12 protein-coding genes are annotated in these 12,768 nt (G+C 58.5%); 7 read left to right on the top strand and 5 right to left on the bottom strand.

The window, feature by feature from the left end; translation table 11 throughout:
* The 3 genes from NBV64_RS00945 (at nucleotide 1) to NBV64_RS00935 (ending at nucleotide 2,638) form a co-directional block, all read left to right on the top strand.
* Nucleotides 1-1,569 carry an amidase gene (locus NBV64_RS00945; RefSeq protein WP_250756463.1) on the top strand — a complete coding sequence of 523 codons (1,569 nt, stop codon included), beginning with the start codon at nucleotides 1-3 and terminating at the stop codon, nucleotides 1,567-1,569.
* 150 nt (nucleotides 1,570-1,719) lie between these two features.
* A complete protein-coding gene (locus tag NBV64_RS00940; RefSeq protein ID WP_026483834.1) occupies nucleotides 1,720-1,968 on the top strand; it encodes a GlsB/YeaQ/YmgE family stress response membrane protein in 249 nt (82 codons plus the stop codon).
* 226 nt (nucleotides 1,969-2,194) lie between these two features.
* Nucleotides 2,195-2,638 (top strand): DUF488 domain-containing protein, encoded by a 444-nt coding sequence (locus tag NBV64_RS00935; RefSeq protein WP_250756462.1) that lies wholly within the window; start codon nucleotides 2,195-2,197, stop codon nucleotides 2,636-2,638.
* An 11-nt stretch (nucleotides 2,639-2,649) separates the two neighbouring features.
* Here NBV64_RS00935 and NBV64_RS00930 read toward each other — a convergent pair whose 3' ends face one another.
* Genes NBV64_RS00930 through NBV64_RS00910 form a run of 5 tightly spaced genes read right to left on the bottom strand, consistent with a single transcriptional unit; the run spans nucleotide 2,650 to nucleotide 7,632 of the window.
* Nucleotides 2,650-4,098 (bottom strand): DUF3482 domain-containing protein, encoded by a 1,449-nt coding sequence (locus NBV64_RS00930; RefSeq protein WP_250756461.1) that lies wholly within the window; start codon nucleotides 4,096-4,098, stop codon nucleotides 2,650-2,652.
* Nucleotides 4,095-5,501 (bottom strand): DUF2868 domain-containing protein, encoded by a 1,407-nt coding sequence (locus NBV64_RS00925; protein WP_250756460.1) that lies wholly within the window; start codon nucleotides 5,499-5,501, stop codon nucleotides 4,095-4,097. Before NBV64_RS00925 ends, NBV64_RS00930 begins: the two co-directional genes overlap by 4 nt.
* A gap of 15 nt (nucleotides 5,502-5,516) precedes the next feature.
* Nucleotides 5,517-6,014: a TPM domain-containing protein gene (locus tag NBV64_RS00920; RefSeq protein WP_250756459.1), complete on the bottom strand. Its 498-nt coding sequence runs from the start codon at nucleotides 6,012-6,014 to the stop codon at nucleotides 5,517-5,519.
* A 17-nt stretch (nucleotides 6,015-6,031) separates the two neighbouring features.
* The gene (locus NBV64_RS00915; protein WP_009460245.1) at nucleotides 6,032-6,991 is read right to left on the bottom strand and encodes a TPM domain-containing protein; all 960 of its coding nucleotides are present in this window, start codon (nucleotides 6,989-6,991) and stop codon (nucleotides 6,032-6,034) included.
* 20 nt (nucleotides 6,992-7,011) lie between these two features.
* Entirely contained in the window at nucleotides 7,012-7,632 is a 621-nt protein-coding gene (locus tag NBV64_RS00910; RefSeq protein ID WP_009460247.1) for a LemA family protein, read from the bottom strand.
* Between the two features lie 426 nt (nucleotides 7,633-8,058).
* Between NBV64_RS00910 and NBV64_RS00905 the strand changes: the two genes are divergently transcribed.
* The 4 genes from NBV64_RS00905 to NBV64_RS00890 all read left to right on the top strand — a co-directional run bounded on the left by NBV64_RS00905 (nucleotide 8,059) and on the right by NBV64_RS00890 (nucleotide 12,653).
* Nucleotides 8,059-9,522 carry a DEAD/DEAH box helicase gene (locus tag NBV64_RS00905; RefSeq protein ID WP_009460248.1) on the top strand — a complete coding sequence of 488 codons (1,464 nt, stop codon included), beginning with the start codon at nucleotides 8,059-8,061 and terminating at the stop codon, nucleotides 9,520-9,522.
* Nucleotides 9,523-9,586: 64 nt separating this feature from the next.
* Nucleotides 9,587-10,210, top strand: coding sequence for a LysE family transporter (locus NBV64_RS00900; RefSeq protein ID WP_009460249.1), 624 nt, complete (start codon nucleotides 9,587-9,589; stop codon nucleotides 10,208-10,210).
* A 97-nt stretch (nucleotides 10,211-10,307) separates the two neighbouring features.
* Complete coding sequence (locus tag NBV64_RS00895; RefSeq protein WP_009460250.1) at nucleotides 10,308-11,921, top strand: peptide chain release factor 3; 1,614 nt, start codon at nucleotides 10,308-10,310, stop codon at nucleotides 11,919-11,921.
* A gap of 108 nt (nucleotides 11,922-12,029) precedes the next feature.
* Nucleotides 12,030-12,653 (top strand): hypothetical protein, encoded by a 624-nt coding sequence (locus tag NBV64_RS00890; protein ID WP_250756458.1) that lies wholly within the window; start codon nucleotides 12,030-12,032, stop codon nucleotides 12,651-12,653.
* The last annotated feature ends 115 nt before the right edge of the window (nucleotides 12,654-12,768 follow it).

The raw sequence follows: 12,768 nt of genomic DNA, 5'->3' as shown, positions 1-12,768 counted from the left end.
ATGACTGATTCCCCAACGCCGCTGGGTACACGCCGCCGCTTTTTGAAAACCACCGGACTGCTGTCGCTGGCGGGTATGGCCCCTTCCTTGGGACGCCAGGCCCTCGCAAAAACCGCTCCCGGTCCAGGCACGGCTCAAGACATCATCATGGCCGACGCGTTGACTCTGTCGGGCTGGATCGCACAACGCCAAGTCTCCTGCCGCGAAGTGATGGTGGCCTATCTGGACCACATCGACCGTGTGAACCCCAAGGTCAACGCCATTGTGTCCCTGCAAGAGCGCAGCGGCCTGCTGGCCCAGGCCGACAAGCGCGATCAGCAACTGAAAGCAGGTCAGTACATGGGCTGGATGCACGGCATGCCCCAGGCACCCAAAGATCTGGCGGCCACGGTCGATATTGTCACCACCAGCGGTTCACCGATTTTCAAGGACTATCTGCCCAAACAAGATGCCATCGTCGTGGAGCGCGTGCGGCAATCCGGTGCCATTCTGATCGGTAAAACCAATACCCCGGAATTTGGCCTGGGGTCGCACACCTACAACTCCGTGTTCGGTACCACCGGCAATGCCTACCAGCCCGATCTGTGTGCTGGCGGCAGCAGTGGCGGGGCCGCCGTGGCCCTGGCCACCCGCATGTTGCCCGTCGCTGATGGCAGCGACATGATGGGCTCCCTGCGCAACCCCGGTGCTTTCAACAACGTCTACGGCTTTCGCCCCTCCCAAGGCCGCGTGCCCTATGGCCCATCCTCCGAAGTGTTCTTCCAGCAAATGGGCTACGAAGGCCCCATGGGCCGTACCGTGTCCGACCTGGCCATGCTGCTGTCCACCCAGGCCGGTTTCGATGCTCGCGCCCCGCTTAGCATCGGTCAAGACCCACAACAATTCGCCGGGAAACTGCAACGCGACTTCAAAGGCACCCGCATTGGCTGGCTGGGCGACTACAACGGTTACCTGCCTATGGAAGCCGGCATCCTGGACCTGTGCCAAAACGCATTGAAGAGCTTTGAAGCCATAGGCTGCACCGTTGAAGCGGCCCAGCCCGACTACTCCATGGAGCAGCTATGGCAAACCTGGCTGACGCTGCGCCACTTCACCGTAGCCGGAAGCGCACAGAGCCTGTACGCCAAACCGGAACTGCGCGCCCAAATGAAGCCTGAGGCGATCTGGGAAGTAGCGGGGGGCCTGAACCTGAGCGGGGCGCAGGTCTATCAAGCCTCCATCAACCGCAGCAAATGGTACGAAAGCCTGCGCAAGCTGTTCCAGACCTACGACTATCTGGTGCTGCCTACCGCCCAGGTCTTCCCCTTTGCTGGCACCACCCACTGGCCTGGCGAAATCGCCGGGCGCAGAATGGACACCTACCACCGCTGGATGGAAATCGTGATCGGCGGCTCTCTGGCAGGGCTGCCCGTCATGAACGTGCCTGCCGGCTTTAACGAAGCCGGATTGCCCATGGGCTTGCAGATCATGGGCCCTGCACAGGCCGACATGGCGGTGCTGCAGCTGTCCTACGCCTATGAGCAGGCCACACAGTGGGTGCAAAAACGTAAACCTGCCTTGCTGACTTAAGCAAATCTGATTACACACCCTCCATTTACAAAACCTGACGTTTTTAACTGTTTCAAAAACGCAAAACGATAGACGCCTAAAAACTCCATACCTAAGATAAGCAGAGCGGTCCGAATCCCAGACCGGCAAACACAGAACAGGAGTAGCACGATGGGTATTATCTCCATGATTATTGTGGGCTTTATCGTAGGCTTGCTGGCACGAGCCATCATGCCTGGCGATCAAAAAATGGGATGGATAATGACCACCATCCTGGGTATTGTCGGCTCCTTTGTCGCAGGCTACTTGGGACAAACCATGGGCTGGTACGTGCCTGGTGAAGGCGCAGGCTGGATCGGTTCCATTGTGGGTGCCATCATCGTCCTGTTTGTCTACGGACTGGTCAGCAAGAAAGCGTAAAACGCCGTATAAATACAAAACAGCAGCCTTGCAGCTAATGTGATTGGCGATCCGAAACCTCACCACACACGGCTGCAAGGCTGCTACACAACCATTTGCTAGTCTGCATGAGGCTCGATTCGCCGATACCTGTCGATACGCGACTCTGACTCACAGAAAAAATAGACAATAAGTCATTGACCGCCAGCGCGTGAACACAAAAAGCCTGACGCTCCCGGAGCCAGTCATGCCCTACACCATCACCTTGAGTCGCATTTACGACGCCGTCCATGAGCCTGCCGGCAAATCGGCCCGTGTACTCACAGACCGCCTCTGGCCACGCGGCCTGAGCAAAGGCGAATTGGGCGACATCCAGTGGCTGCACGAGGCCAGCCCCACAAGTGAATTACGCAAAAGCTTTCATAGCGGCGATCTTTCGCCCGAGCAATTCCAGCGTCGCTATCAGGAACAGCTAGAGCATGATCCTGATTCCTTGCTCTCCTTGATGAAGCTGGCCCGCAAAGGCGAACTGCAATTGCTAACCGCCACCCACGACCCGCAAACCTCGTACCTGACGGTGCTCAAACAGGCTGTGATTCAGGCTTTGCTTGAAGAAGATCGCATACACGACGGCAATGAACCCAGCTCGCCGGTTTGCTATGCGCACTTAATGAAAGATGAAAAGAAATAAGCCGGGGTTTATTATTCCTGCGCCTGCCTGACAGCGTTAGCATTCGGCCCATTACGCGCCCCCAGCAAACGCTGCACCAAGCTCTGCACACAGGTCTCCCGCCGCGAATCCGGCGCATAGTCTGAGCGCAAGGTAGACCAGGTCGGATGTATCCGTGCCTGCGCCAGTTCCTCCGGCAGGCCTTGCGCCCGCCAGACATTCAATTCCCGCTGCAAGGCCTGATCGAAATTCTCGGCATCAATCTCGCCCAGGCGAATCGGCGTCTGTGCGGCATGACCGCGCCGCTCCAAAGCCGCAATCAAGCTTAGCTGCCGCACAGCCAGCAAACGCAGCACGGCATCATCCACGCTAAGTTCCGTCTCGCCCCGCAACTTGCCCATCAAACGCTGGCCCCACTTATCCGCGCCTTGCCACAAACCACCGGCCAAGGCGCCCAGAACCGTCCCGGTTCCCAGGCTCAGGCCACCTGTCATCACATCCAGCGTGGCGCCTGCCATGGCACCTGCAGCCACACCCTTGCCCAACTGCACGCCAAATTCCTTCAAAGCCTGGGGATCAAACAAGTCCATGCCCCAACGGCCGCCCTCGAAATGCAGCAAATCCGCCACCACATCCTGACGGCCAAAGCTGTAGCGCTTGAGCAAAGCCTGCACACTCTTGGCCTCGCGGGCCAACACCGGCTCCCTTAGCTGCTGTGCCGCCAGCTCCATGGACTCCTTGTCCGAGGGTGTACTGACACGCCAGGCCGCCACATCAATCAACAGCTCTGCCAGCAAGCGCAAGGCATCCCGACGCCGCAATACTGCCTGCTGCGCCAAATCCACCTTCAACTGCTGCAACACCCCCGCATGCGTCTCCAGCAGCACCGCCAGCTTGTCGTACAGCAAGGCCTCGCCATCCAAAGCCGGTGCCACCGTATCGAATTCCGCCAAGGCATGAAGGCCCAAGCGTGCCAAGGCACTGCGCCATTCCTGCACCCGCGCCTGCGGACTACGAACGAAATTGAGTACAGGCAGCAAAGGCCGCCCGCTATAGGCCAGCAAGGTCAGCTCGTCCTTATGCTTGCTCAAGACCGGATCGCGCGCATCCACCACATACAAGCCTGCATCGCAGGATTGCAGCTTGCGCAACACGCGCGCTTCTTGCTCGAAACGGCCCTGTGCCGCTGGGGATTCCAGAAAACGACGTACCCGCTCTGGCCCATCAATACGTTCACCGGCTTGGCTGAGCTGATCCATGAAGTCCAGCAAGGCCATGCTGTCTTCCAGACCAGGAGTGTCGAACAACTCCACCAAAGCCTCGCCGTCCACCGTCAGCCTGGCGCCTTCCACATGCCGTGTGGTGCCAGGGCTATTGCTGACCTGACCGAACTCCGTGTCCCGTGTCAGGGTACGCAGCAAAGAGGTCTTGCCCGTATTGGTGTGACCCACCACCGCCAGCGTCAAAGCCGCAGCACTCATGATGGCTCCTTCAAAGACAAGTCAGGCCATTGATCGTGAATCTGCCCAGGCGCAAAGCCTGCCGCCACCAAACGCTCATGCCAGCTACGACGGCGCGTTTGATCCGGGTCGGCCAAAGCTTCATCCAACAACACCACATCGGACTGCTGCGCCAATTGTGCCCATTCAACCAGCGTTGCCACCACCCCGCGATCCGGCGTCTGAGCGGCATCACAGACCATCAACAAATGACGAGGGCTGGCAGACTGCAAGCGGCCCAGAATATCCAGACGCTCGGCCCGCGAGTCCACCCGCCCCAGATCCTGCATCTGCGCCTGCATGAAAGCAGGGGGCCAGCTATGTTCTGGTGGCAACTCCAACCCCACCACACACAGTGCATTGGCCGCCAAAGGCGTGCTTGGCTGGTTTTGAATGCGCGCCACTCTGTCGGGCGACGCCAATTCATCCACACCCGTCGGCTCGCTAACAGGCATCAAACGAGGACGCAGCTCTGCCAAACCCGGCAAGCTGTCGTCCAGACTCAAGCGAGCCGTGTGCTTACGCCATTGCCACAGGCTCCAGGCCAAAGCCAGCACACGAGGCAGCAAACCATAAGTCACCACCGCGCCCAATAACCAGCTGGACCACAGGGCCTGAGCCTGGGCGTCCAGCATTTGCAGGCCATCGCTGCTACGTATGGTGAGGGTATCGGGCAGGGCAAAGCCCAATAAGGAGGGCAGGACGCCCAGGCCTTCAACCAGCCAGACAAAGGTATCCGGCGTCAAAAGCGTGGTTTCCCAATTGAAGTGGTAGCGGCGTGAAGCCAGCAGTAACAGCAGGGTGCTCAGAGCCGACAAAAAGGCCAACACCCACAAGCTATGGCTGATCAGGCCTGCTAGCCAGGACTGGCTGCCCCGGCGCGCCAGCACGGCGGCAAAAGCCTGGGGAACCAGACTGGCATCGCCTTTGACGAAGCGGCGACTGAGCCACCACCAGGCATCCCCGGCCCAACTGCCTGTGCCGCTACTTTTGCCCGACCAGGCCAGGCTGAACAGCCAGAAAATAAAAGTCAGTATGTGCAGACCCAGCAACGCACCCAAAGCCGTCACTACATTCACGGCTCGACTGCCATCGCCCAATGCACCCGCGGCTGTACCGGCCCCGGCCAGCAAGGCCAGCACCGCCATGGCAATCAATAGAAGGCGGGCAACACGCCACCAGCGCGTCCAGGCTTGTTCCAGCCCATCGCGTCGCGCCAGCGCCAAGGCCCGAGCCGACACACGTTGGGCAAAGGAGCCGCCTGCCGCCCGCGCACGGCGCGATTCAGACAGGTCTTCAACAGGCCCCCACAGGGTCTCGCGCAAACGTATGGCTTCAACCAGAGTTTGCTGCTGCCAGGAGCCGACGGATTCAGACGGTTTCATGGCACTGGCCATCACTTAAAGAAGTACAGGTTCGTCAGGCAAGGCATTGACTGCCGCCACGCCTGGAGTCTGCGCCGGAGCGCCTTGTTGTAAGACGGTTTCAATCGCGCTGACAGCGGCCAGCAAACCAGACAAATACTCACGCGAAGCCAGATCTTTTTCCAACTGCTGACAGATCTGTGCCCATTGAGCCTGATCGGCCTTGATGCCCCGGTCTGCAATGATGTGGATACGGCGCTGACCCAAGGCCAGATACAGCAAGACGCCGGAGTTCAAGGGTGTGTCCCAGACACGTAAACGACCGAAGACCTCAAGGGCACGCTGGGCGCTATCGGCTTCATGGGCGGGCAAAACCGCTTCAATCGCCACGACCAGTTCACCACTATGGTTCTCTTCACCCTTGCGGATCTGCTCAGCCAGATGGCCCAACATTTCGGCATTGAAATGACGACGGCGCAGCCATTGGCCTTGCACCGATGCCCAACCCGACAATTCTTTCCAATTCACACTCATGTCGCTCCCCTGTGGCCTTACCAACTACCGGAAGCGCCACCGCCTCCGCTACCGCCACCACCGCCGCCGCTGCCTCCGCCAAAACCGCCGAAGCCACCACCACTGCTGCCACCATTCCCGCCAAAACCACCGGAGGAATAACCGCCCAAGCCGCCAATGACACCACCCCGGCGCGAGGCACGCCCGGAACTGGACTTGCCGCCTGCCCCAAAGAGTCGGCCAATCATGCTCAAGCCTGCACCGACAACAGCGGCAAGCAGGGCCAGGCCAATACTGCCCGACACCACCAGCGTGAACACACCAGCAGCAAAGGCGGCAAACAAAGGCGAAGCAAAAAATACAATCGCGCCTACAGCCAGCAAAGGCTCCCAGAACACACCTTCTTCACCCGACGAGGTGACAGGGGCATTTTTAGGAGGAGGGGGAAGCTCTTCGCCGTTGACCAGACCCACCAGACTATCGGCTGCGGCCTGGATACCGGCATAGAAGTTGCCTTCGATAAAACGAGGCGTCATCTGTTCGCGGATGATGCGCCCCGCCTGCAAGTCCGTGACCGCGCCTTCCAGACCATAGCCGGTCTGGATACGCATACGGCGATCATCCTTGGCCACTAGCAGCAAGATGCCATCGTCCACTTTCTTGCGGCCAATTTCCCACTGATCAAAGACACGCAACGCGTATTGTTCGATGGTTTCTTCGCCTGTGGTAGGTACCATCAGAATCACGACCTGCGCGCCCTTTTCCTGTTCCACGGCTTTGAGCTGCTGGTTCAGGGCGTCTTTTTGATCCGGGCTAAGGGTGCCCGTGGTATCCGTTACCCACCCCGCAATGGCGGGAATCGGTTCAGGTTTGGCCTGCGCCTGCGTCCAGGGCCAGCACAGCAATAACAAGGCCATCAACAAACCACAGGCCCAGACCAGCCTGCCAGAACGTGCAGACCCAGGCCCAGCAGTCAGTGCAAGATCGTGCACGTTCATGACTCCACCTCCAGAATTAATCAATACCCAGCAGGAGCGGGGGTCGCAGGAATATCAAACTTGACCTCGGGGTCACGCGTGATTTCGCTCTGACGATCCACGCCGTAGTTTTCCTTGACCTTGTAGCCAAACAGCTTGGCGGTAATCAGGGTAGGGAACTGACGGATGAACAGGTTGTATTCCTGCACCGTCTGTACATAACGGCCGCGTTCGGTGGCAATACGGTTTTCCGTGCCTTCCAGCTGCGTCATCAAGTCGCGGAACAGGCCATCGCTTTTCAGTTGCGGGTAGTTTTCCGACACGGCGATCAAACGCGATAGCGCCGAAGACAACTGATTCTGGGCTTCCTGGAAGCGAGCCATCACTTCGGGGTTGTCCAGATCATCCACTTTCATCTGAATGGTGCCGACCTTGGCGCGCGCCTCGGTAACCTGCGTCAGCACCGCGCGCTCGTTCACCATATAGGCATTGACCGAGCTGACCAGCTTGGGCACCAGTTCGGCGCGGCGCTCGTATTGATTCAAGGTTTGCGACCAAGCGGCCTTGACCTGCTCGTCCAGGCGCTGGATCTCGTTATACCCACAACCCGACAGCAAAACCGCCACGCTGCTGATAAAGACCCATCGTATCCATGATGTCATGATTTTTTTCCTGCAAAAATAAGCAGATAAACAACAAAAACGGGTTACGACCCATTTGCTCGGGCACGTGCCAAACAGAGCCCGGCGGTCCGTGCACGCCAAGCGTAAACCGCGTACCGCAGCATAACAAGTACGTCTATGGCGGCGCTTAACAATTTCTGTCAAATCCGGCAGGGCAATCCGCCTGACCGTTTACGTTTGAAGCAGGTTGTTTTAACGCTACCGCTCAAAATGATACAAGATGGTCAATGAGGATTTTTACTAATTTCACGCTATAATGGCAGATTGCGCAGCGCACCAATCACTGCGCCTCTTGCAGCAGGCGGCGTTCTTGCCCCTGCCGTGGCATTGTCGCCATAACAAAACACCTTAGCCTGGATTGGTAGGGCCCCAAAGAGGGCTTTTGGGCTAGTCACTGGAAAATTCTTGGACTCTCAAATCACTTTTGCCTCTCTTGAGCTGGCAGAACCTCTGTTGCGTGCTGTAACCGACGCAGGCTATACCCACCCCACCCCTATTCAAGCCCAGGCCATCCCCAAGGTCATTGAAGGTGGCGACCTGTTGGCTGCCGCTCAAACCGGCACCGGCAAGACCGCAGGCTTTACCCTGCCTATCTTGCACCGTCTGCTGAACAACCCTCAGCAAAACCGTAAACCAGGCCGCCCACGTGCGCTGATCCTGGCCCCTACCCGTGAACTGGCCGCCCAGGTTGAAGAATCGGTACGTTTGTACAGCCAGCACACCCGTCTGCGCTCGATGGTCATGTTTGGTGGCGTGAACATCAACCCCCAGTTCCATGCGCTGCGCAAGCCCTTGGACATTCTGGTAGCCACTCCTGGCCGTTTGCTGGACCACGTGCGTCAACGCACCGTGGACCTGACCGGCGTGGAAATCCTGGTGCTGGACGAAGCCGACCGCATGCTGGACATGGGCTTTATCCGCGACATTCGCAAGATCATCAGCCTGATGCCGGTTGATCGCCAGACTCTGCTGTTCTCGGCGACTTTCTCGGACGAAATCCGTGAACTGGCCCGTGGTTCGCTGAACAACCCTGACGAAGTGGCCGTTGCTGCCCGCAACACCACCAACGAACTGATTACCCAGCAAGTGATTCTGGCTGACCAGGCACACAAGCGTGATCTGCTGAGCCACATCATTCGCGAAAGCGGCTGGAACCAGGTTCTGGTGTTCTGCCGCACCAAGCACGGCGCCAACCGTTTGGCCGAAAAACTGTCCAAGGACGGTATGGCCGCTGAAGCCCTGCACGGCAACAAGAGCCAGGCGGCTCGTACCCGTGCGCTGGCCGGCTTCAAGAACGGCAAGGTTGTGGTACTGGTTGCCACCGACATCGCCGCGCGTGGTCTGGACATTGATCAACTGCCTTACGTGGTCAACTTCGAACTGCCTAACGTTCCTGAAGACTACGTTCACCGCATTGGCCGTACTGGCCGTGCCGGTAGCGAAGGCGTGGCCCTGTCGCTGGTGGATCGCAGCGAAATGCGTTTGCTCAAGCAGATCGAGCGCATGACCCGCAATCCTATCGAACGCATCGTGGTGGAAGGCTGGACGCCTCCTTCGCGCGCCGCTCTGGCTGAAGAAGCCAAGGAAGACACCTACGCAGAGCGCCGCTTCAACAGCGCTCCTGGCGCTCGTGCTCCTGGTGCCCGTCGCCCTAACGGTGGTGGTCAAGGTCGCTCCGCTGAAGGCCGTGGTGGCAATGGCGAAAGCCGTCCGCGCCGTCCTGGCAACGACAACCGCCCACGTCGCAGCGCCGCTCCTGGCGGTGCAGGCGGTGGCGCAGCCCGTGCTGGCCAAGGTCGCCCCGGTGGCCGTCAGGACAGCCGCGGCCCGAACCGCAGCAACCGCAGTTCTGCCCAAGCCAAAGCCTAAACCCTGAAAAGGGGCTGTGCCTGCCAAAGGCGGGCACAGCGCCCGCCTTTGAACCGAGCACACCATGGCACTGAGCACCTGGCTCGCCTTTTTCGCGGCTTCTTGGGTTATTTCGTTTTCACCTGGCCCAGGTGCGATTTCCTCCATGTCCTCCGGCCTGAAATACGGCTTCAAGCGTGGCTACTGGATGGCTATAGGCCTGAATATCGGGATCATGATCCAGATATTCATCATCAGCCTGGGATTGGGCCAAGTCCTGGCGCGCTCGGAACTGGCGTTCACCACGCTTAAATGGTTGGGTGCCGCCTACCTGATTTATCTGGGCTGGAAGCAATTGCGCACCGACGCCATGCCGGTGCAGGTCACAGGTCAGGAACCCAGCGACTTTCGTATTCGCGATTTGTTGATACGGGGTTGCCTGATCAATATCACCAACCCCAAGGGTCTGGTATTTTTGCTGGCCATCATGCCCCAGTTTCTGGACTTGAATCGGCCCATGCCGCTGCAATACCTGCTGATCGCCATGACCCTGTGCTTTACGGATCTGGTGGCCATGGGTTGCTACACGTCGCTGGCCGCTCGCATGTTGCATTTGCTGCGTCAGGCCAGCCATGTACGGCTGCTGAACCGCGTGTTCGGTTCGCTATTTATTCTGGCAGGGACGGTATTGGCCAGCGTGTCGCGTTAGCCTTGTGCACGCATCAGCTTGCCCCCAAGCTCTGCTTTACGGATAATTCGCTCACTGTTTTCCACGCGCCAGACTGGCGCTGCCACAAGGATTTTCAATGTCGTCCGGTGACATACGCTCTGAAGTCAAGAAACGCCGCACCTTTGCCATTATTTCTCACCCTGACGCGGGTAAGACCACACTGACAGAAAAACTGCTGTTGTTCGCGGGTGCGATTCAGATTGCAGGTAGCGTCAAGGCCCGTAAAGCCAGCCGTCACGCCTCCTCGGACTGGATGGAAATTGAAAAGCAACGTGGTATTTCGGTGGCCTCCTCGGTCATGCAGATGGAATACCGCGACTGCGTGATCAACTTGCTGGACACCCCCGGTCACCAGGACTTCTCCGAAGACACCTACCGTGTGCTGACCGCCGTGGACGCCGCCTTGATGGTGATTGACGCGGCCAACGGTGTGGAACCGCAAACCATTCGCCTCTTGCAAGTGTGCCGGGCCCGCAATACGCCCATCATCACTTTCGTGAACAAGCTGGACCGCGAAGTTCAAGAGCCGCTGGATGTGCTGTCGGAAATCGAATCGCACCTGGGCATGGAAGTGGTGCCGTTTTCCTGGCCTATCGGGATGGCACGTCGCTTTGGCGGTGTGTTCAATCTGCGCGCCAATCATATGCGTGTGTTCAAGCCCGGTCAGGAACGTCATGGCGAGGATGAAATCATCCCTGGCCTGGACAACCCTGTGATTGCCGAACGCTTTGGCGAGCCCTTTGCAAAGGCTCAGGAAGAAATCGAGCTGCTCAATGCTGCAGCCCCCGAATTCGATCTGGACCTGTTCCTGGCTGGCAAGCAAACCCCCGTTTTCTTTGGCTCGGCCATCAACAACTTTGGTGTGCAGGAAGTGCTGGACGCACTGGTTGATCTGGCTCCTTCTCCTGGCCCACGCGCTGCCTTGCAGCGTGAAGTGCAGCCGGACGAGCCCAAGTTCAGTGGTGTGGTGTTCAAGGTGCAAGCCAATATGGACCCCGCCCACCGTGACCGCGTGGCCTTTGTGCGCGTCAGCTCCGGCCATTTCAAGCGCGGGATGAAACTGAAAGTGTCTCGTACCGGCAAGGAAATTCGCCCCAATAACGTGGTGTCCTTCCTGTCGCAACGCCGTGAACTGCTGGATGATGCCTTTGCTGGCGACATTATCGGTGTGCCCAACCACGGCATCCTGCAATTGGGCGACGTGCTGACCGAAGGCGAAAACCTGCAATTTACCGGGCTGCCTTTCTTCGCCCCCGAACTGTTCCAGTCCATTGAGGTCAAAGACCCATTGCGCACCAAGCAATTGCGTACCGGCCTGACCCAGCTGGGTGAAGAGGGCGCCATTCAGGTGTTCCGTCCCCATATGGCAGGCGGCATGATGCTGCTGGGCGCGGTTGGCCAACTGCAGTTTGAAGTGGTGGCCCACCGCCTGAAAACGGAGTACGGTGTGGAAGCGCGCCTGTCGTCCAGCCGCTTCAATATGGCTCGCTGGGTAACAGCCAAAGACCCCAAGGACATGAAGAAGTTTATCGAGACCAACGCGGGCAATATTGCTTATGACGTGGTCGAGGCCACTGCCTTTTTAGCAAGCTCGCCTGCGCAGTTGCGCGTGGCTCAGGAGCTGAATCCGGGCATTGAATTCCACGCATTACGTGAACATGGTGGACACGTTTTCGGGGATGCCGTCTAATTCTGTCACAAGAGCAGGGCCGACATTTCGCTACAATGACGGCTCTTTTCTTTTAATTACGCGCATCCGGCCGACCGGATTGCCCCTGATTCAACCGAGACATCGCTTATGCCCTGGCGTTTTATCATTGCTGTCTTGCTGCTGGCCGCAGGTGCTTCAGTGTGGGGCGGCCTGGAACTGGGGAACTGGCTAATCGCGCACGGCCCTGAAAAGTCCATGGCGGTCAGCACCCCCGACCCGTCAGACTTGCCTACGCTTGATGCCGATGGCAAACCCTTTACCGCGCAACCGCCGCAGCCTTTACCCAATGGCCGCCTGGGAGTGCCGCAAGCACCCACACCGATCGCTTGGGAAATTGACACGTCCACGCTGACGGAAGAAAAGCCACCTATTGCCTTGGCCACCACGTCCATTTCGCTGGAGCAGGCCATTCAAATTGCCATGACCGAGCAGAACCGGGAGTTGCAAGGGATTGCTCGTGTAAACCTGGGTGGCTCCGAGCCTATCCAGCCGGTAGATATAGGCACGCCCCCACCACCGCCACCACAAGATATTCAAGTGGCCGGCAACAATAACGGTGCCTGGCAGGCACAGCTGCAGCAAGAGTTGAATGCCTGTAGCCAAAAAGGCTTTTTCGATCGCCCAAGTTGTTCCTGGGATGCCCGCAACAAGTACTGCGGTCCGAACAATGCCTGGGGCAAGGTGCCTGGCTGCCCAAGCAAGTCCTTCTAAGCTGTCTGTAGTCGCTTCCCAGGCTACGCTGCCTTTGCAATTGAAGGCTTCGTTTCCAGAGCAGGAAGCTGCCAAGGACAATAAAAAAGCACCCGTTAGTAACGGGTGCTTTTTT

It is taken from the genome of Alcaligenes sp. DN25 (assembly GCF_023674485.1).
Taxonomy (GTDB): Bacteria; Pseudomonadota; Gammaproteobacteria; order Burkholderiales; family Burkholderiaceae_B; genus Alcaligenes; species Alcaligenes phenolicus.
Note: the sequence above shows the minus strand (reverse complement) of the source record. Positions and strands in the feature narration are given on the sequence as shown.